The 17,833-nt window shown below is 68.5% G+C and carries 21 protein-coding genes and 1 tRNA gene; 17 read left to right on the plus strand and 5 right to left on the minus strand.

Features of this window, described 5'->3' with window-relative positions:
• The first annotated feature begins 14 nt into the window (after nucleotides 1–14).
• On the plus strand, nucleotides 15–701 hold the full coding sequence (locus ACSUZC_RS14760) for an HAD hydrolase-like protein (protein WP_439029272.1): 687 nt from the start codon (nucleotides 15–17) through the stop codon (nucleotides 699–701).
• Nucleotides 702–752: 51 nt separating this feature from the next.
• Entirely contained in the window at nucleotides 753–1,232 is a 480-nt protein-coding gene (locus ACSUZC_RS14765) for a low molecular weight protein-tyrosine-phosphatase (RefSeq protein ID WP_439029273.1), read from the plus strand.
• 39 nt (nucleotides 1,233–1,271) lie between these two features.
• On the opposite strand, the gene ACSUZC_RS14770 is transcribed toward ACSUZC_RS14765, so the two are convergent.
• Nucleotides 1,272–2,276: a zinc-binding metallopeptidase family protein gene (locus ACSUZC_RS14770; RefSeq protein ID WP_439029274.1), complete on the minus strand. Its 1,005-nt coding sequence runs from the start codon at nucleotides 2,274–2,276 to the stop codon at nucleotides 1,272–1,274.
• A gap of 36 nt (nucleotides 2,277–2,312) precedes the next feature.
• Between ACSUZC_RS14770 and ACSUZC_RS14775 the strand changes: the two genes are divergently transcribed.
• Nucleotides 2,313–3,281 carry an SURF1 family cytochrome oxidase biogenesis protein gene (locus ACSUZC_RS14775; RefSeq protein ID WP_439029275.1) on the plus strand — a complete coding sequence of 323 codons (969 nt, stop codon included), beginning with the start codon at nucleotides 2,313–2,315 and terminating at the stop codon, nucleotides 3,279–3,281.
• Here ACSUZC_RS14775 and ACSUZC_RS14780 read toward each other — a convergent pair.
• On the minus strand, nucleotides 3,259–4,212 hold the full coding sequence (locus tag ACSUZC_RS14780) for a cobalamin biosynthesis protein (RefSeq protein WP_439033136.1): 954 nt from the start codon (nucleotides 4,210–4,212) through the stop codon (nucleotides 3,259–3,261). The genes ACSUZC_RS14775 and ACSUZC_RS14780 overlap by 23 nt on opposite strands.
• A 200-nt stretch (nucleotides 4,213–4,412) precedes the next feature.
• Here ACSUZC_RS14780 and ACSUZC_RS14785 point away from each other — a divergent pair, with 200 nt between their 5' ends.
• Nucleotides 4,413–5,225 (plus strand): spermidine synthase, encoded by an 813-nt coding sequence (locus ACSUZC_RS14785; RefSeq protein ID WP_439029276.1) that lies wholly within the window; start codon nucleotides 4,413–4,415, stop codon nucleotides 5,223–5,225.
• A gap of 120 nt (nucleotides 5,226–5,345) precedes the next feature.
• Complete coding sequence (locus tag ACSUZC_RS14790) at nucleotides 5,346–7,364, plus strand: protein kinase domain-containing protein (protein WP_439029277.1); 2,019 nt, start codon at nucleotides 5,346–5,348, stop codon at nucleotides 7,362–7,364.
• Nucleotides 7,365–7,496: 132 nt separating this feature from the next.
• Here the strand turns inward: ACSUZC_RS14790 and ACSUZC_RS14795 are convergent, their stop codons facing one another.
• Nucleotides 7,497–8,321 carry a maleylpyruvate isomerase family mycothiol-dependent enzyme gene (locus ACSUZC_RS14795; protein ID WP_439029278.1) on the minus strand — a complete coding sequence of 275 codons (825 nt, stop codon included), beginning with the start codon at nucleotides 8,319–8,321 and terminating at the stop codon, nucleotides 7,497–7,499.
• Between the two features lie 156 nt (nucleotides 8,322–8,477).
• On the opposite strand from ACSUZC_RS14795, the gene ACSUZC_RS14800 reads away from it, so the two are divergent.
• The 6 genes from ACSUZC_RS14800 to ACSUZC_RS14825 all read left to right on the plus strand — a co-directional run bounded on the left by ACSUZC_RS14800 (nucleotide 8,478) and on the right by ACSUZC_RS14825 (nucleotide 13,603).
• Nucleotides 8,478–10,061, plus strand: a complete 1,584-nt coding sequence (locus ACSUZC_RS14800; protein WP_439029279.1) for a serine/threonine-protein kinase — start codon at nucleotides 8,478–8,480, stop codon at nucleotides 10,059–10,061.
• A gap of 75 nt (nucleotides 10,062–10,136) precedes the next feature.
• On the plus strand, nucleotides 10,137–11,120 hold the full coding sequence (locus ACSUZC_RS14805; RefSeq protein WP_439029280.1) for a helix-turn-helix transcriptional regulator: 984 nt from the start codon (nucleotides 10,137–10,139) through the stop codon (nucleotides 11,118–11,120).
• A gap of 103 nt (nucleotides 11,121–11,223) precedes the next feature.
• On the plus strand, nucleotides 11,224–12,315 hold the full coding sequence (locus ACSUZC_RS14810; RefSeq protein WP_439029281.1) for an NAD(P)H-binding protein: 1,092 nt from the start codon (nucleotides 11,224–11,226) through the stop codon (nucleotides 12,313–12,315).
• Between the two features lie 54 nt (nucleotides 12,316–12,369).
• The gene (locus ACSUZC_RS14815; RefSeq protein WP_439029282.1) at nucleotides 12,370–13,077 is read left to right on the plus strand and encodes a CPBP family intramembrane glutamic endopeptidase; all 708 of its coding nucleotides are present in this window, start codon (nucleotides 12,370–12,372) and stop codon (nucleotides 13,075–13,077) included.
• Nucleotides 13,078–13,218: 141 nt separating this feature from the next.
• Nucleotides 13,219–13,293: transfer RNA gene (locus tag ACSUZC_RS14820), tRNA-Val, on the plus strand.
• Between the two features lie 160 nt (nucleotides 13,294–13,453).
• Nucleotides 13,454–13,603 (plus strand): hypothetical protein, encoded by a 150-nt coding sequence (locus ACSUZC_RS14825; protein WP_439029283.1) that lies wholly within the window; start codon nucleotides 13,454–13,456, stop codon nucleotides 13,601–13,603.
• Nucleotides 13,604–13,936: 333 nt separating this feature from the next.
• On the opposite strand, the gene ACSUZC_RS14830 is transcribed toward ACSUZC_RS14825, so the two are convergent.
• Together ACSUZC_RS14830 and ACSUZC_RS14835 are read right to left on the minus strand one after the other, a co-directional pair.
• Nucleotides 13,937–14,413 carry a hypothetical protein gene (locus ACSUZC_RS14830; protein WP_439029284.1) on the minus strand — a complete coding sequence of 159 codons (477 nt, stop codon included), beginning with the start codon at nucleotides 14,411–14,413 and terminating at the stop codon, nucleotides 13,937–13,939.
• A complete protein-coding gene (locus ACSUZC_RS14835; RefSeq protein WP_439029285.1) occupies nucleotides 14,406–15,047 on the minus strand; it encodes an RNA polymerase sigma factor in 642 nt (213 codons plus the stop codon). The genes ACSUZC_RS14830 and ACSUZC_RS14835 overlap by 8 nt, the downstream gene beginning before the upstream one ends.
• Nucleotides 15,048–15,171: 124 nt before the next feature.
• Here ACSUZC_RS14835 and ACSUZC_RS14840 point away from each other — a divergent pair, with 124 nt between their 5' ends.
• Genes ACSUZC_RS14840 through ACSUZC_RS14865 form a run of 6 tightly spaced genes read left to right on the plus strand, consistent with a single transcriptional unit; the run spans nucleotide 15,172 to nucleotide 17,826 of the window.
• Nucleotides 15,172–15,672, plus strand: coding sequence for an Asp23/Gls24 family envelope stress response protein (locus ACSUZC_RS14840; RefSeq protein ID WP_439029286.1), 501 nt, complete (start codon nucleotides 15,172–15,174; stop codon nucleotides 15,670–15,672).
• Nucleotides 15,672–15,995, plus strand: a complete 324-nt coding sequence (locus tag ACSUZC_RS14845) for a hypothetical protein (RefSeq protein WP_439029287.1) — start codon at nucleotides 15,672–15,674, stop codon at nucleotides 15,993–15,995. Before ACSUZC_RS14840 ends, ACSUZC_RS14845 begins: the two co-directional genes overlap by 1 nt.
• A complete protein-coding gene (locus ACSUZC_RS14850; RefSeq protein ID WP_439029288.1) occupies nucleotides 15,992–16,171 on the plus strand; it encodes a DUF2273 domain-containing protein in 180 nt (59 codons plus the stop codon). The genes ACSUZC_RS14845 and ACSUZC_RS14850 overlap by 4 nt, the downstream gene beginning before the upstream one ends.
• Nucleotides 16,164–16,691, plus strand: coding sequence for an Asp23/Gls24 family envelope stress response protein (locus ACSUZC_RS14855; protein ID WP_439029289.1), 528 nt, complete (start codon nucleotides 16,164–16,166; stop codon nucleotides 16,689–16,691). The genes ACSUZC_RS14850 and ACSUZC_RS14855 overlap by 8 nt, the downstream gene beginning before the upstream one ends.
• Complete coding sequence (locus ACSUZC_RS14860) at nucleotides 16,688–17,281, plus strand: DUF6286 domain-containing protein (RefSeq protein ID WP_439029290.1); 594 nt, start codon at nucleotides 16,688–16,690, stop codon at nucleotides 17,279–17,281. Before ACSUZC_RS14855 ends, ACSUZC_RS14860 begins: the two co-directional genes overlap by 4 nt.
• Entirely contained in the window at nucleotides 17,278–17,826 is a 549-nt protein-coding gene (locus tag ACSUZC_RS14865; RefSeq protein WP_439029291.1) for a hypothetical protein, read from the plus strand. The genes ACSUZC_RS14860 and ACSUZC_RS14865 overlap by 4 nt, the downstream gene beginning before the upstream one ends.
• Nucleotides 17,827–17,833 lie beyond the last annotated feature (7 nt).

Consider the following 17,833-nt stretch of genomic DNA (forward strand, 5'->3'; position numbering starts at 1 on the left):
TGCACCATGGAATCGTGACGACGCCACCGGATCCCCGCCATCCCGACACCGTTCTGCTGGTCGACCTCGACGGCACGATCACCGACAGTTTCGCGGGAATCGCCAACAGTTTCCGGCACGCACTCGCCGAGGTCGGTGCCGCCGAGCCGGACCCTCGCGTGGTCGCGGGTATCGCGGGGCCGCCGATGATCGACACACTGCGTGCCCTGGGACTCGAACCCGAGACCGCCGACGAGGCGATGCTCGCCTACCGGGAGCGCTACACCGACACCGGCTGGCTGGAGAACTCCGTGTTCGACGGTATGGACTCCCTCCTCGCCGACCTGGACGCGTCGGGTCGGACCCTGGCGATCGCGACGTCGAAGAACGAGACGACCGCGCGCAAGATCCTGGAGCACTTCGGACTCGCCGACCATTTCCGCCACATTGCCGGCGCGAGCGACGACGGGAGTCGGCGACAGAAGTCCGACGTCATCGCCCACGCGATCGCACAACTCGGCCTGCCCACCGACCCGGACACCGGTCACGTCACCGGGCCGGTCGTGATGATCGGCGATCGCAGCCACGATGTGCACGGGGCAGCGGCTTTCGGCATCCCGGCGATCCTGGTGCGATGGGGTTACGCTCTGGACGGGGAGGAACAGGACGCGACCTGGGCGGTCGGGTCCGTGGCCGAACTGCGTGATGTCCTGGGAGCGTGACCCGCTCCCGACGTCCAGCCGACGGCGAATCGACTTGTTGAGGTAGTAGCAGTGTCAGACGAACTCCACATCTGTTTTGTGTGCACCGGCAACATCTGCCGATCCCCCATGGCGCAGAACATCTTCCGCACCGCACTCGACGACGCGGGACTGGGCGGCAAGGTGCGCGTCTCCAGCTGCGGGACGAGCGGGTACCACATCGGCGAACCAGCCGACAATCGCGCGCGGACCGAGCTTCTCGCACACGGCTATTCCGACGCCCACGTCGCCGCGATCCTGGGACCCGACCACTTCGACGCCGACCTGCTGCTGGCCATGGACGAGGGCCACGTCCGCGAACTCGAACGCAAACGACTCGGCGACCGCACCCGGCTGCTGCGGTCGTTCGATCCGTCCGCACCCGCCGACGACCTCGACCTCGCGGACCCGTATTACGGCAGCACCGACGACTTCGTGGTGACCCGCGAACAGATCGAGGGCTCGATGCCCGGGCTCATCGACTGGGTGCGGGACCGACTCGGGGTGTCCTGACCGCTCACCACCCGGCTCGCCCGGGGACACCCGTGCGGCTCACGCTGCAGGGGCCACCAGGTTGTGCACGAAACGGATCTTGGTGAGGACCTTCTGCGGCAAGACGAACGGGTAGAGGTCGGGGTGGCCCATCGACCGGTTGATCTGGTTGAGCGCCCAGGTCAGCGGTAGCCATTCGTCGATCACCCGGTCGAAGCCCACATCACCCGGCGGGAGACCGTCGAAGGTCGCCCCCGCGGGCGCCATCGCGAACGCCGCCGCGGTGTCGAGCGTGTCGCGGATGTGGAGGTAGTGGGCGAAGGTCTCGGCGAAATCCTCGGCCGGGTGCATCGTCGCGTACGACGAGACGAAGTCGCGCTGCCAGCCCTCGGGAGCACCTTCCTTGTAGTGCCGGTCGAGTGCGGCCTGGTAGTCCTCGTCGGGGTCGCCGAACAACTCCTCGTAACCCGCGCGATGGTCGTCGTCGATCAGGACCAGCTGATAGTAGTGACCGATCTCATGACGGAAGTGCCCCAGGACCGTCCGATACGGTTCGGCCAGTTCGACGCGCATCTGTTCGCGGTGCACGTCGTCGCCCTCCGCGAGATCGAGGGTGATGACCCCGCTGGCATGGCCGGTGATGACCGACCGCTTGGCGCTGGACAGCAGGTCGAAGGCCAGACCGCTGTTCGGGTTGTCCTCCCGGCTCTCGATCGGCAGCCCGAGTTCGGTCAGTTCGAGGACGAGGCGCCGTTTGGCGGTCTCGGTCTGTCCGAAGATCACCATCGCCTCGGTGTCGTCGTCGTCGGGACGGGTGCGTGTCAACCGGCACGACTCACACAGGGTCGGCGTGCCAGTCCACTTCACCAGCCAATTGCACTGCGCGAGCTTGATGTTGACACACCGCTCGAGGAGGACGCCGTCCACCTCGGCACGTCCGTCGTCGTCGAGCACGTGGATGGCCCGTGTCTGCAGCCAGAATCCGAGCTTGCTCCGGCAGTTCAGACACAGACTGTTCTCGAAGGAAAGACGCTGACCACACTTCAAGCAGACGAAGTCTCGCATTTCGATCAGGCTACCCCCGCTCGGTAACCTGGGTGTGTGCATGTTCTGCGAACGATCCTCCGCCCAGGGTGGATCGCCCTCGGTGTGGTGGTAGCAGCGTTCGCGGTGGCCTGCTTCACGCTGCTGGCGCCCTGGCAGCTCGGCAAGAACTCCGACACCGAGCGTCGCAACGACCTGATCCGCACCGCCACCTCGATCGAGACCGCGCCCCTGGGCGAGGTCGCCCCGTCGTCGACCTTCGACCCGTCGTCGGAATGGCGCTCGGTGCGACTGACCGGTCGCTACCTGGTGGACGATCAGGCACTGGTCCGGTTGCGCAACGTCGACGAACGTCCGGCCGTGGAAGTCCTCACCCCGTTCGCGGTCAGCGGCTCCGACCGGGTCATCCTCGTCGACCGGGGGTACGTACGACCCCGGGAGGGCGCGGTTCCCGACATCCCGGCGCCGCCCACAGGCGAGCAGACGATCACCGCGCGCATCCGGGCGGCGGAGAGCGTCAGCACCGACCGCGGCGCGCGGGAGGACAACGGGACACTGACGGTGTCCACCATCAACCCAGGCCTCGTGTCGGCGGTGACGTCGACACCGATGGACGACTTCTATCTGCAGCTGTCCCCCGACCAGCCGGGGTCCCTCGGTGAGATCTCCCTGCCCCAGCTGGACACCGGCCCGTACCTCTCCTACGGACTCCAGTGGCTCGCCTTCGGCGTGATGGCGCCCCTCGGTGTGGGCTACTTCCTCTTCTCCGAGATCCGTGCCCGGCGACGCGCAGCCGCCGCAGCCGCCGGCATCGAAGAGTCCGGAGCGGACACTTCCCAGCCGCCGAAACCCACCGCGACCGAGTCGGATTCACGCGCTCACCGCCGCCAGCAGAGGCGCGAGGAACTACGCGCCGCGGCCGGCACGACGGTGGTCCACCAGGTCGGCCGCATCGGCCACGGTCCACAGGCCGACGACGGATCGCGCGACGTCCGCGACAAACTCACCCGACGCTACGGCGACTGAGCCGCCGAGCCGCTGCCCTCGCACCCGGGCGGCCGAGAGCGGCGACGGTGCAGACGAGCAACGTCGCCCGCTGCACACGCCGCGACAGGGCCACGGCCGCACGGAGATCAGCAGGCCCGGGCACCGGCCCCGACCCAAGCGTCGGACGCATCTCGACGCCGTGCGGGTACACCGTCCGTCCACCCAGTTGCACACCCAACGCACCAGCGAAACCCGCCTCGACGACACCCGCATTGGGACTCGGATGGGCACCGCTGTCCCGGCGCCACGCCGCCACGGAACGTCTCGGCGCTCCCCCGACCGCCACGATCAGCACACCCGCTAGCCGGGCCGGCACCAGATTCACGACGTCATCCACCCGCGCTGCCGCCCACCCGAAACTGCGGTACCTCTCGTTGCGGTACCCGACCATCGCGTCGAGTGTGTTGATCGCCCGATAGCCCAGGAGCCCGGGAACACCGGCCAACGCTCCCCACACCAGCGGACCGACCGCAGCGTCCGAGGTGTTCTCCGCGATCGACTCCAACGCCGCACGACACAGACCCGCCTCATCGAGCGACTCCGGATCACGACCGCACAAGCTCGGGATCAACGCCCGCGCCGCCGCCACATCATCTGACTCCAGCGCATCGGCCACAGCGTCCCCCACCCGGCACAACGACGTCCCACCGAGCGCGACCCACGTCGCCGCCGCCGTGAGACCGGCCTTCCCCAGCGGCGACGCACGCCGCTCGGCGACAGCCGCCACCACCGCCGTCGACCCGACCATCACCCCCACCAGGCCGGCGCCGGCCACTCGCGAGTCGCGGTACAACGCACGCTCGACCACACCCGCCACCCGACCGAACCCCGCGACCGGATGACCGCGCACCGGATCACCGGCCCACTCGTCGATCACGAACCCGACCGCGAGCCCGGCCGCCGTCGCCAGGCCGCCACCGGCCCATCGGGCAGAACTACGGCGGGCATCACGGGACGGTCTGGGCACCGCGCGATGGTAACCCCAGCTCGCCGGCCCGCTCGCCCCGCTCCCGGCGCCCGACACCCACGGCCCGCTCGCTTCGCTCCCGGCGCCGGACACCCACGGCCCGCTCGCTTCGCTCCCGGCGCCGGGTGCCACACTTGGCCCCCGTGGCCAGGACACCCGCACAGCCGACGCCCGGCCGGTACGACATCGACACCGGCGTCGCCGAACTGAGCGCGGACACCATCTCCGGAGGATGGCTGCTGACCATCAACGGCGCCCACAGCTCGCACATCCACCCCGACGACCCCACCGCACTCGACTTCGAGTACCTCCGACAGATGGCCGCGGTCATCGACGAACGGCACACATCGTCGGAGCGACTCCGGGTCCTGCACCTCGGCGGCGCAGCCTGCGCGCTCGCCCGCCACCTCGACCACCGCTACCCCGGCGCCCGCCAGGTGGCCGTCGAGATCGACGCCGAACTCGCCCGACTCGTACGCGAATGGTTCGACCTCCCCCGCGCGCCCAAACTGCGCATCCGCGTGGGCGACGCACGCGAGGTCGTCACCTCCCTCCAACCGGGTACACGCGACGTCATCGTGCGTGACGCGTTCGCCGGGGACCGCACCCCGCGACACCTCACGACACGAGAGTTCACGACCGCAGTCCACGACGTCCTCGCCCCCGGCGGGCTGTACCTCGCCAACTGCGGAGACAGCCGTGACCTGGCCGGAGCGCGCGCCGACGCCGCCACCATCGGCTCCGTCTTCGAACATCTGATGCTCATCGCCGACGCCGCCATGTTCAAGGGGCGCCGCACCGGCAACATCGTGATCGTCGGCAGCGACGCACCGCTGGAGCCGTCCGCCGCACTCGTCCGTACCTTGCTCGCCGACCCGCTACCCGCCCAGATCATGTCGGGGCAACGAGCACGCGACTTCGCGCGCGGACCCGCACTCACCGACGACGACGCGTGAGGCAGAGCCGCGAGGTACGCGACTCCCACTCAGTCGATAGGGTTGGTTCGAGCCCACCGTTGATTGATCCGATCCGGCCGTAGAGTCGATCCAGCCGACACCGAGGAAGCCGAGGATGACGTGACCGATCCATCGTCACGGGCCGGCACCATGCTGGGTCCGTATCGCATCGACCGCCTTCTCGGTCGCGGCGGGATGGGCGAGGTCTACGAAGCCTTCGACACCATCCGCGAACGCCGCGTGGCACTCAAGGTGCTGCCCCCTCACCTCCTGCGGGACAAGGACTTCCGCGACCGCTTCGAGCGTGAGTCGAAAACCGCGGCCAAACTCTCCGACCCGCACGTCATCCCGATCCACGACTGGGGCGAGAAAGACGGTGTCCTCTTCATCGACATGCGGCTCGTCGACGGGCAGGATCTGCGCAAGCTCCTCGCTTCGGGTCCCCTCGCGCCGAACCGCGCCGTCCACATCCTCGGCCAGATCGCCTCCGCCCTCGACTCCGCGCATCGCGACGGCCTCGTCCACCGCGACATCAAACCCGACAACATCCTCGTCGACGCCGACGACTTCGCCTACCTCGTCGACTTCGGCATCGCGCAGGGCACCGCCGACAGCCGGCTCACCCAGATCGGCACGGCACTCGGCACCCTCGCCTACATGGCCCCGGAGCGCTTCGGTGACGAGCCCGCGGGCCCGAGCTCCGACAACTACGCACTCGCATGCGTGTTGTACGAATGCGTCACCGGCCAGACCCCCTACCCGGCCAAGACCGACCAGGGTCTGATGACCGCGCACATCACCAAAGAGCCGCCGACCACGGGCGGGCCGCTCGACCCGGTGATCGCGCGTGGTCTCGCGAAGGATCCGGCAGGCCGCTTCCCCACCGCCAGGGAGCTCATCCGCGCCGCGTCGACGGCACTGGCCTCGCCGCGCGACAGCTCCCCTCCCGCACCACCGACCGTGACACCCCCGGTCATGCTGCCCCCGACGTACGCGGCCGGTGGCGGATCGGGGCAGCCCGGGTTCGGTGCACCCGGGTCTCCCGTGCCCTCCGACCGCACCATCGTCTCCCCCGGCCAATCGACACCCGGCCATCGTTCCGGGCCCACCGGGGTGCCGTCGGACCCGACACTGATCCGCGGCCCCGGTTCGGGTCCCACGATGCCCGGCCCGCACGCCGGGACCGGTGGCGGATATCGTTCTCCGCCCGCACCATCGGGGCCCCAAGCGTTCTCGGGACCGCCACCGCACCCGGGGCCCCAGCGCCATTCGGGACCCCAGCGCCATTCGGGACCCCAGTCGTACTCCGGTCCGCAATCCTCGCACTCCGCACCACATCTCAGCGGCGGTCCGTGGGTTCCCGGCCCGACACCGGGCAAGTCGCACACCGGTCGCAACATCGCCATCGCCGCCGGTGTCGGCCTGGTGGTCATCGTCCTCGCGGTGACGGGAATCGTTGTGGCGCTGTCGGGTTCCGACGGGGGCGACACACCGACGCCCAGCACGTCCACGAGCGCCCTGCCCGCGGGCACCGTCGCATGCGACTACCCGGCACGCGCAGCGGTCGGTGGTATCACGCAGGCGAAACCAGCTCCGAGCCAGCCGAACACCGGCACGGTCGACGTCGAGATCCCGATCGCCGGCCAGGGCACGGTGAGCATGACGCTCGACCGCGGCGAGGCGCCGTGCAACGTCGGGGCGATGGTCTCGCTGATCAAGTCCGGTTTCTACAACAACAGCAAATGCCACCGGGCGTCCGCCAAGTACCTGATCTGCGGATCGTCGGGTGGTCAGGAGGGCACCAACCCCGGCTGGACCAGTCCCGACGAACTGCCCGAGGGACTTCCGTCCGCGGGGACCGACGACGACGGCGTGCCGCAGGTGACCTACCCGCGGGGGTCGGTCGGAATCCTCGACCTCCCCGACGACGAAGGCGCCACCGGTTCGACGACGTTCTTCATGCTGACCGACGACACGGACCTGCCGCTGACGTACTCGATCGTCGGGACCGTGAACGCGTCCGGACTCGCCGTCCTGGACAAAATCGTGGCTGGTGGCTTCACGCCGAACGCCCCCGGCGCCGCGTCGGGACCCCCGAAGCAGAACCTCCTCATCCAGCGGGCCACCGTCGAGGGCTGATCGCTCTCTCTCCGAGGTGCCAGGAGCGCGAGCGACGAGCCGTTCCGGCTCACCGGATCCGTTCCCGCTCACCAAGAATTGGTGAGCGGGAACGGAATCAGCGAGCGGACGCGCAGACTTCTCGGCCGCCGCTCAGATCACGTAGTTCATCCGGCTCAGGATCGCCTGCCCCAGAGCCTCATCACCGTCGAAAACGACCCTGGACGGGTCCGCGTCGCGACGCCCGCCGGCAAACCGCGCGAGGTTCACGCCATCGAGGGTGATGCGCACATCCGCAGCCGAGTCGCCGCCGTCGAACTCGTCGACGACACCGGCGCGGTCCGCGACGGCGATGCGCACGCTGCGCGGCGCGAGTCCGGTGACGTCGAACAACACCTTGCTGCCCTTCGGCGCGTCGGCGCGTTTCCCGACCACGAACGGCAACGACGCACAGAGTTCGTCGAGCGCCCACTTCGCGGGGGGTGGGTCGGTCACCGCGGGATTGTCGGTGCCGTCGCGCAGGTCGATCTCATGCACCCAACAGTCGAAGATGCGGATGCGCATGAACCGCCCGTAGGTGTCCGCGCCGGCCGGTGTCATCGTCTCGGCGTCGAACTCGTCCTGGGTCATCGCCTTCAACCTCTCCGTGCGCACGCCGATGATCTCGTCGAGCGAGTCGATGACCTCCGCGCGTGGCTTCGGGCGAAAGTGGTCCACCCACTTCTCGTTGAGTTCGCCGATCGGGTTGCGGACATGGTCGAGGGCGCTCACCGTTCGAGTTGCCTCGACGTCGCGGCCGTCGAGCATGCTCTCGGTGCCGATGACGTGGGCGACGATGTCGGCGTTGGTCCAACCGGGGAGGACCGAGGGGGCCGACCACGACTCGTCGTCGAGCGACCCGGCGAGGTCCCGGATCGCACCCCACTCGGCGATCAGCGCCGCCGTCACCTCGTCGATGGGCAGGATCGTCGTCGCCATCATCACTCCTCGGGTCTGTGTCGGCGGTCTGGTCGCCGGGGGCCATTCGGATCAACCGTATCGGGAGCCGAAGCGTGAATCCCGGAACCCGCCAAACGGGGACAACGGCCGGTGTCGACTGACGGCGAAGCACGGCGCACCCCTACGCTTGTCGATGTGTCTGCATCCGTGCGCGCCGGTGACCGGCTCGGCCCCTACCTCATCGAGGGGTTGATCGGCCGAGGCGGAATGGGTGAGGTCTACCGGGCCATCGACACCCGCAAGGATCGGGTCGTCGCCCTGAAGTTGCTCGGCCCGCAGGTCGCCGACGATCCGGCATTCCGCGACCGGTTCCATCGCGAGTCACGCGTCGCCGCCCGCCTGAACGATCCCCACGTCATCCCGATCCACGACTGGGGAGAGATCGACGGACGGCTGTTCATCGACATGCGCCTGGTCGATGGCCGTGACCTGCGCACGCTGCTCGTCGAGGACGGGCCCTTACCGGCCGAACGTGCGCTGCGGATCGTCGGCCAGATCGGTGACGCTCTCGATGCGGCGCACCGTTCCGGGCTCGTCCACCGTGACGTCAAACCCGACAACATCCTCGTCGACGACCGCGACTTCGCATACCTCGTGGATTTCGGTCTCGCGCAGGCCGACACGGATACCCGCTTCACGAGCACCGGCACCGCAGTCGGTTCCTTCGGCTATATGGCACCCGAACGATTCGGCGAGTCCGCCGTGGGACCTCCCGCAGACATCTACGCGCTGACCTGCGTGCTCTTCGAATGCCTTTCGGGCACACATCCGTTCGCGTCGGCGACCACCATCGAACGCTTGATCGCCGCCCATCTCACCACACCGCCGCCGCGCCTCGGCGCGGCCGTCGACCACGTCATCGCCCGCGGGATGGCCAAAGACCCGGCTCAGCGGCAACATTCGTCGGCCGAACTGATCGCCGACGCCGGTGCCGCCCTACGCTCGCAACCTCTCGTCGGTGCGCCGACGATCATTCCCACCGGACCCCCGACCGTCGTGCCCGTCTCTGCCGCCGGGCCCACTCTCGGCGGCCCGTCCGGTCCGGCCGTGCCCACGGCCCCGGCCGCGGCGTGGGATGCCACTCGGGCCGCGGTCTCGACCGCGCCGCCCCGACGCCGCTCGCCCCTGGTCCCGATCATCGTGGCCACGGTCGTCGTGCTGTTGATCTTCGCCGGCATCGTCGCCTGGGTGGTCGTCACCACCCAACGAGACGGCCCGGCCACCGCCGGCGATGTCACACCGCTGCCGACGACCGCCGAGACCATGCCGGCGACGTCGGCTTCGGTGGGGCCCAGCCCGACTCCCGGACCGACTTCTCCACCGGGTCCGTCGTCCCAGCCCGGCCCGGCACCCCGGCCCTCGGCGAGTTCACCGCGCGCGATCGTCCCTGGCGATCTGGGCCTCACCGTGCCGATGACCCGACCGGCGTGCGACGGCACGGGGATCGTCGTGGTCGCCAACGCGACCGCGCCCGGAACCTACGCCACCGAAGTGCAGAACTACCTGGACCAGAACCCGGGCGCCAGATACCTACGCACGGATCAATCGTGTCCGTCACTGCGGCAGTGGTTCGACGACGGCAGCCCGATCTACGCGGTCTATTACGTCGCGGGACCCGCACAGAGCGATGTCTGCTCGCTCAAGGGCCGTCTGGGCCCGACCGCCTACGGCAAATGGCTCGACATGGTTTCCGACCCGAGTGCACAGATCGCGTGCTGATCCGCTGACGACCTGCACTGGGCTCGGACCGAACAAGGACCGAAACTGTCCGCATCTTCGGGCACGATAGAACGCATGCTGGAAACGTCCGCTCGACTCCTCGCTCTGCTGTCGCTGCTGCAGACTCGACGCGAGTGGTCGGGCCGCGAGCTCGCCGAGCGTCTCGACATCACCACTCGTACCGTTCGACGCGATGTCGACAAGCTGCGCGAGCTCGGTTATCCGGTCGATGCCAACATCGGTTCGCGGGGCGGTTATCGCCTCGGCGCGGGCGCCGAGATGCCACCGCTGCTGCTCGACGACCAGGAGGTGCTGGCCGTCGCCCTGGGTCTGGACGCTGTGACCACGGGTGCGGTCGCCGACATGGCCGAGGCGTCGGCCGGCGCACTCGCGAAGCTGCGACAGGTCATGCCGTCGAGGCTGCGTCACCGGCTCGACGCGCTGCGCATCGAGGCCGTCCCGCGGACCGCGCCGGCCAGCGCGGTGTCGGCGGATCGGCTGACCGAGATCGCGACCGCGTGCCACCGGAGCGAGCGCCTGCGGTTCGACTACCGGCGCAACGACGGCGAGGAGAGTCGGCGCGAGGTCGAACCCTATCGTCTGGTCCGCAACGGAAATCGTTGGTATCTGGTCGGTTTCGACATTCAGCGCGCCGACTGGCGCTCGTTCCGCGTCGACCGCATGGAGCCGAAGGTGCCCACCGGACCGCGCTTCACACCACGTGATCCGCCGGAGGGCGGCGCCGCGGCGTTCGTGCTCCGCGGGCTCGGAGCGTTGTACAAACGGGCCACCGCGCGCGTAATGATCTACGCCCCGCTCACGGAGGTCTCGGCGATGGTGCACGAATCGTGGGGGGCGGTGGAGTCCGGCGACGAACATTGCTGCGAGGTGACGCTCTACAGCACCTCACTCACCGAGATCGCCCGGTGGATGTACGCCTTCGGCGCCGACTTCACCGTCATCGAACCCCCTGAACTCCGTGCCGAGCTCGCATCCGCCGCGGAGTATCACGACCAGGTCGCCCAGCGGTACCGAAGGGCCGCTGACGCCCGACCGTGACCGGCACCACACCCCGTGATCCGGCCGTGACTTCAGCACCGTGTCTGTCACATGAACGCCGCCGACCCGACCGACTCCGCCGAATTTCTCTACCGTCGGTGTCATGCGACTTCTCATCACTGGCGCCACGGGGTACGTCGGGTCCCGATTGGTGTGTGCACTGCTCAAAGAGGGACACGACGTGGTCGTCACCTCGCGGGACACCCGAAAGCTCGCCAAGTTCGGCTGGTCGTCGCAGGTCATCAAGGTGGCCATGGACGCCGACGACCCGGCTTCGGTCAAGAAGGGGATGGCGGATGCCGGCCAGATCGACGCCATCTACTACCTCGTCCACGGCATCGGTCAGGCCGATTTCGCCAACGGCGACCGTGACGCGGCCCGCAACGTCGCCGAGGCCGCCCGCGACTCCGGAGTCAGCCGGATCATCTACCTCGGCGGTTTCGTGCCGTCGGATGACAAACTCTCCACCCATCTGCAGAGCCGCGCCGACGTCGCCGAGGGGCTCGTCATCGACGGGGGGCCCGAACTCGTGTGGCTGCGTGCTGCGGTGGTCATCGGTGCGGGGTCGACGTCCTTCGAGATCATCCGGTACATGGCCGACCGTCTGCCGGTCATCCCCGAGCCCGACTGGATCGCCAACGAGATGGACCCCATCTCCATCCGCGACGCGGTCCACTATCTGACCGCGGCGTGCGATCCATCTGTGCTGCCCGCCGGAGAGTACGACATCTCCGGCCCCGACAGTGCGCGCTACATCTCGATCCTGCACGAGTACGTGTCGGCGATCCGGATGCCGAGACTGCGCCTGCCGGTCTTCGGGATCTCCACTCGTCTCGCCGGACGGGTCGGCGGCATGCTGGTGCCGGTGCCCGCGTCGCTCACCGAAGAACTCGTCACCTCGCTGAACCACCCGATGACCGCGTCGGAACACCGCATCCGCGACCTGGTGCCTCCGCCGGAGGGTGGACTGACACCGATGCGTGACGCCGTCCGGGCATCGGTGCACTCGCCGTATCCGCGCTCGGTGTGCGACCTGGACGACCTCCACCACCTCGCCGACACCGATCCCGCCTGGGCCGGCGGCGACTGGCTACGCGTGAAGCGCGGCGTGGTGGAGACGATCGGTACATCGCTCGGAGTGGCCACAAAGGTCGTCGGTGCCCTCCGTTCAGGTCGCGCCAATGTAGCGTCGTGACCGACAACCGATGATCGACCGATTTCCCTGACCGATCGACCTAGGTGGTGATGAGTGCTGGTGACCACACTGGCGCGCGACCTGTACGAGTCCATCGCCGCGGATCGTGACCCCGATCCCGGCGCCCATTACATTCGCCGACGCTGGCTCGTCGGCGTCTTCCTCGTCATCGGCGCGGTTGTTCTCGGAGTATCCCTCCGGGTGGAGCCGGGCGATGCCGCGTTCTACCCACTGACCATCGGCCTGGCGGCTGTCTGGATCGTCGGTGCGTTCGTCTCCGGACCGCTGCGGCTCGGCGCATTCAGTCCGACCCCGTCACGCGCGCCGAACCGGGTCGGTGCCGTCCTCCTCGGCACCGTCGTCGGCGTGGCCGTGGGCGGCGCATTCGTGGTCGGCGGCCTGGTCGCAAGGATGATCCCCGGCGTCAGCGATCTCGCCAATCAGGTGTTGGCCTTCGCCGACTTCGGCAGCCTCGCCGTGGTCACCGCGATCACGATGGTCAATGGCCTCGCCGAAGAACTGTTCTTCCGCGGTTCGGTCTACTCGGCGGCACGCCCACACAACCCGATCCTCGTCTCGACCGTGATCTATGTGCTGGTCACGATGGCCAGCGGCAACGTGATGCTCGGCTTCGCGGGCGCCGTCCTCGGCACCGTCTGCGCCATCCTTCGACGCAGCACAGCCGGGGTCCTCGCACCCGCGATCACCCACGTGATCTGGGGCGCAGTGATGGTCCTGGCTCTCCCGCCGGTCTTCGCCTGACGGCCAGACTTCACCTCGACTGCCAGACTTCGATCGAAGTCTGTCGGCCGAGGTGAAGTCTGGCGGTCAGACCCGGTTTGGGCGATCGGCATCGGAACGACTAAATTCGTGTGCGCAGCGCCACGAATGTGGCCTCCGCACGCGCGTATAGCTCAGCGGTAGAGCTCTGGTCTTACACACCAGCGGTCAGGGGTTCGAATCCCTTTGCGCGCACCACATATCACCAGGTCAGTCGATGAACCCGAACGTACGGTCAACAGGATTTAGTCACGAGACAGCCGAAGACCGGTCTCCGTCCATCTCATCCCCGATCCGGCATGGACGTTCTGAGCTACGACGAACCGATCAGAGACGTGGGACGACGAGGAGCACGGGAATGAACAGGCAGAACGTCACGAGCGTGACCATCTTCGCCATCGGCGCTGCTGCTTTGCTGGTGACCCGTCAGCCTGCGTCGGTGTGGCTGCTTTTCGGGGCCGCCGCTTTGGCCACCGCGGTCGTCGCCACGAGGCCGAAGGTCGCCTGACCGAGCCCTGCAGCCTCGCGAACGGCCACCTCGCCGGAGTGCGGTACAGCGTCGCGCGGGGGCATCGATCACTCCCCCACAAACCCCCGGCCGTAACGACGTCCGACGCCGAGTTGCCGGCGGACGGCCATCGGATCGCGGGCCGCGCGGCCGTGGCCGCGGCGCTTATGGGGCTTGCACAGAGCGCACCCGCGCCATGAGCGCGACGGATGAAGGTTGGGCATGTACGCCTCCGAGAGACTCCGCTTGATGCGAAGATCGCCAGCGTAGTCGACTCGCGACTGATCCCCTAGCCCCAACCCGCGCCCAGCACGGCTTCGAGCTATGAAATCGCTAGCGGCTGAGCCACTCCCGCGTATACACGTCCTGCCAACGCACCGCGATGTTCCGGCGGGCGTCGGCACTGCTCTGGCGACCGATCGCCTCGATGAGCACCGCGTCGACGATGTCGCGCACCTCGTCGGACAGCGCGGGCAGGTCGTCGGCGTACCGGGCGATCAATCCGACGCGAACACCCTCGACGGCGTCGCCGGAGCCGTCGACGGAGACGAACACCGTGAGCCGACCCAGTTCGCGGCGGGTGCGGATGGCGATCAACTGTTGGACGACGCGGTCGCTCGTCTTGATGCCGGGATCATCGGTCGCCAGCGTCCGTGCGGGGCGGCGGATGCGCCGGAGGTTGCCGGAAATCGACGAGATCAGCTGTTCGATGTCGCTCGTCGGCTCGGCCGCGATCTGCTGCGTCGCCTCGATGAGCCACGAATCGGTGACATCGGGTCCGGCGGGGTCTGGCGAGATCCTGTCAGACATCGCTGTCCCCTCCTTCCCGGTCGTCGACGATGTTCGTAGCTGTGGGTTTACCAGGGTTCCACGGCTCCAAACGGGTCAACAGGTACTTCCGGCTGCGCTGGAGGTGGCCGCGCACCGATCCGGTGGTGATGCGCAACACCTGTCCGATTTCTTCGAGGGTAAGCCCCTCGACTTCCTTGAGCCACCACGCTGCGCGCGAATTCGCCGGAAGATTGTCCAATTCGGCGCGGAGGGCGTCGATCAGCAGGCTGCGCTCGGCCATGTCGGAGGGCAGCGGCCCGGCGGCCTCCAGCTCGGCGAACCGCTCGTCGTCGAAGGGGACGTCGCGTCTGCGCCGGTGGTGATCGGCGGCCTTCCGGTGTGCGATGGTGAACATCCAGGTGCGGAAGCTGCTCCGAAAGGCGAAGTCGGGCAGGCCTTTCCACGCATCGAGGAGGGTCTCCTGCGTGAGATCCTCGGCGGTCTGCTGACCATCGACCATCCGCAGCATGTACCGCAACAGACCCGGCGTCACACGCCGGACGAGGACGTCGAACGCCTCGGTGTCGCCGACAGCGGCGGCGCCCGCGAGCTCGTCATCGCCGAGCTCCGAAAGGTCGAGCGACTGCCTGTGAGCCGAATCACTGGGTCCCATGCGTGCAACTCCCCCCGTCCGTCCCGACTGACCTTACAGACGGATCGTGAACAGCCTTTGCGATAGCGCATCATCCGAACGCGGTCCGTCTACGAAGAAGACACGACGACCGAAGGAGTTCGACATGTCCGCAAGCGCCACCACCACCAAGGACGCCACCAAGGACGACGCCACCACCGTCGCCGCAAAGCGCGATGATGCAGGCGCGGGCCGTGAACTCGCGCGCCGCGACGCGTCGGGCGATCGAGGACGCACCTCCATCGCCGACATCGTGGTCGCCAAGGTCGCAGGCATCGCCGCGCGCGAGATCGACGGCGTCCACGATCTGGGCGGCACCACCGAGCGTGTCGTCGGGCGGGTTCGCGACGTCCTCCCGGGCACCACCGTGAGCAGCACCCAGGGCATCGAGGTGGAGGTCGGCGAGCGCCAGGCCGCCGTCGACGTCTCGATCGTCGCCGAGTACGGAGTGGCGATTCACCAACTCGCGGCGGCCATTCGACGCAACGTGATCACCGCCATCGAGCAGATGACCGGACTGGAGGTCACCGAGGTGAACGTGACCGTGCGCGACATCGCCTTCGGTGACGACGACCAGGAGTCGAACACCACTCCGCGAGTCCAGTGATGACCGGCGTTCCCGGAGACGTGGACTCGCCGGGTCTGGCGCAGCAGCTCGCCACCGCGGCACTCGCCGTCCCCGGCGTGACCGGCCTGCACAGCGGCGTGTTCGGCGAGGTCGCCACATACCTGCCGGGACAACGTGTCTCGGGTGTCTCCCTCGACGACGACGCCGGCGCGATCCACATCGTCGTCGACCTCACCCACGACCTGCACAGCGTCGCCGCGCAGGTTCGCGACGCCGCGGAGGAGATCGCGGCCAGGCCGATCACGGTGACCATCGCCGACATCAACGTCGGTGTTCCCGCAGAAGAAGGTGACAAGGAATGAACAACGCGACAATCGGTCTGTTCGTGGGTCTCCTGCTCGCTCTGGCGGCCGTGGCAGGCGGGCTGGCGGGGTTCCTGCTGGCCGTGGTGCTCGGCGCTGCCGGACTCGTGCTGGGCCTGAACCGGGACGGCGTCATCGACCTGGGCGCACTCCTCCGGAGTCGGGGTCGTGGCTGACCACGATCCGGGCGCCGTCCGGGGTGAGGGCATGCACGCCGACGCCTCGCCGGGAACACTCTCCATCGCCGACCGCGTTCTCGAGAAGATCGCGGCCCGGGCGGCTCTCGACATCTCGGGGGTCGTCCGCCATCGCGGCGGCGTCGGTTCCGTCCTCGGGCCGGTCGGCGAACGGACTGCCCTGCCCAACGCGACCATTCACGCCGGCGGCTCGCGGATCGCCTTGTCCGTCGCGCTCGAATGGCCGTGCGCCGTCGCCGAGGTGGCCCGTCGCACACGTGATCACGTCGCCGCGGAGGTCGAGCGACTGACCGGGGTCGTGCCGCTCCGCGTTGACGTGACGGTGACCAGATTGGAACAACGGCAGGCGATCCGACGACTCCAGGGCGGCTACGTCGACCTGCCGCCTGTCCGAGACGATTCCCGGACCAGCGGCGCAGAAGAAGTCACGCCCGACCCACAGCACGACACCGCCGAGCTCTCTCCGACCACTAGCACCGACATGGGGGTACGACGATGACGCAGACCGCTCTCGAACCGGACCTCAGCCCTCGCGAGCACCGGATCAGCAACTCCGAGCACGCACTTCCGCCCGCTGCCCTGCCCGGCGCCGCCATCGCGGGTGCCGCACTGGGACTCGCGTTCATCGCACTCGGCGCGGTGGCCGTGCGTGACATCGCCGTCAGCGCGGCGTGGCTGGACGGCCGGGCGTTCTCGCTCACCGCGGCCGAGTGGATCGCGGACCTGCAGTGGCAGAACTGGATGTGGCCCGCCGCCATCGGGGCGATCATCCTCGGTCTGGTCCTCTTGTGGATCGCGGTGAAACCGCGACGCCGGACACATCTCGCACTCTCCGGCGACGACGGGATGTGGACGCGCCCCGGTGACGTCGCGAGACGGTGCAGCGCTGCGGTCTCCGACCTGCCCGGCGTGCTCGACGCCGACACGGTCGTCACCCGGCGCAAGTTGACCTGCACCGTGGGCGTACGGACCCAGATCGCCGACCGTGCACTCATCGAGAGCACGGCCACCGCGGTGGCCGCCGGCCTGCAGTCGTCGCCGAAGGTCGTGGTGCGTGTGCGCGATCGAGGACCGAGGAGCGTGCGATGAATCGTCTTCCCGCAACCGCACATCGGCTGTCGGTCGGACTCGTGGCCCTGGTGCTCATCGCCGTCGGCGGCGCCGCCGTTGCCTGGCGGGTCGGTGCAGACCCGGTGGCCGGGTGGGTCGAACGCTTCGACGAGCGCGCCGCTCTCGATGCGGCGCAGGCGTCCTGGTGGACCTGGGTCCTCGCCGGCATGACCGTCATCGCGGTCGGATGGGGTCTGCTGTTGCTGGCCACCAACATACGGCCCCGCGCGGTCGACGACGCCCTGCTCGACGGTTCGGATGCGACCGGAACTCTCACCGTCGCACCGAAAGTGATCGCGAGCGCAGCCGCAACCGAGCTCGCCGGTAACCCGCTGTTCCAGAAGGTGACCGCGAAAGCGATCGACGATCGATCGCGCAGCATCATCCGACTCGAGGTCTCGGCGAAACCGAACCGCAGTTTCGATGAGGTCACCGCACCGGTCTCCGACACAGTCGCGGCGATCCGAACCGCATTGGGACAGTCCGGAGTAGACGTTCAGGCGTTCGTCCACCTGGACAGCTGAATCGCAA

The organism is Gordonia terrae (genome assembly GCF_051789125.1).
Lineage (GTDB): Bacteria > Actinomycetota > Actinomycetes > Mycobacteriales > Mycobacteriaceae > Gordonia > Gordonia terrae_A.

What these genes read in the sequence shown, in the direction of transcription:
- ACSUZC_RS14770 (WP_439029274.1), bottom strand. Translation starts at nt 2,276, where the DNA reads ATGCGAGACTTCGTCTGCTTGAAGTGTGGTCAGCGTCTTTCCTTCGAG.
- ACSUZC_RS14795 (WP_439029278.1), bottom strand. Translation starts at nt 8,321, where the DNA reads ATGGCGACGACGATCCTGCCCATCGACGAGGTGACGGCGGCGCTGATC.
- ACSUZC_RS14805 (WP_439029280.1), top strand. Translation starts at nt 10,137, where the DNA reads ATGCTGGAAACGTCCGCTCGACTCCTCGCTCTGCTGTCGCTGCTGCAG.
- ACSUZC_RS14810 (WP_439029281.1), top strand. Translation starts at nt 11,224, where the DNA reads ATGCGACTTCTCATCACTGGCGCCACGGGGTACGTCGGGTCCCGATTG.
- ACSUZC_RS14825 (WP_439029283.1), top strand. Translation starts at nt 13,454, where the DNA reads ATGAACAGGCAGAACGTCACGAGCGTGACCATCTTCGCCATCGGCGCT.
- ACSUZC_RS14830 (WP_439029284.1), bottom strand. Translation starts at nt 14,413, where the DNA reads ATGTCTGACAGGATCTCGCCAGACCCCGCCGGACCCGATGTCACCGAT.
- ACSUZC_RS14835 (WP_439029285.1), bottom strand. Translation starts at nt 15,047, where the DNA reads ATGGGACCCAGTGATTCGGCTCACAGGCAGTCGCTCGACCTTTCGGAG.
- ACSUZC_RS14840 (WP_439029286.1), top strand. Translation starts at nt 15,172, where the DNA reads ATGTCCGCAAGCGCCACCACCACCAAGGACGCCACCAAGGACGACGCC.
- ACSUZC_RS14845 (WP_439029287.1), top strand. Translation starts at nt 15,672, where the DNA reads ATGACCGGCGTTCCCGGAGACGTGGACTCGCCGGGTCTGGCGCAGCAG.
- ACSUZC_RS14850 (WP_439029288.1), top strand. Translation starts at nt 15,992, where the DNA reads ATGAACAACGCGACAATCGGTCTGTTCGTGGGTCTCCTGCTCGCTCTG.
- ACSUZC_RS14860 (WP_439029290.1), top strand. Translation starts at nt 16,688, where the DNA reads ATGACGCAGACCGCTCTCGAACCGGACCTCAGCCCTCGCGAGCACCGG.
- ACSUZC_RS14865 (WP_439029291.1), top strand. Translation starts at nt 17,278, where the DNA reads ATGAATCGTCTTCCCGCAACCGCACATCGGCTGTCGGTCGGACTCGTG.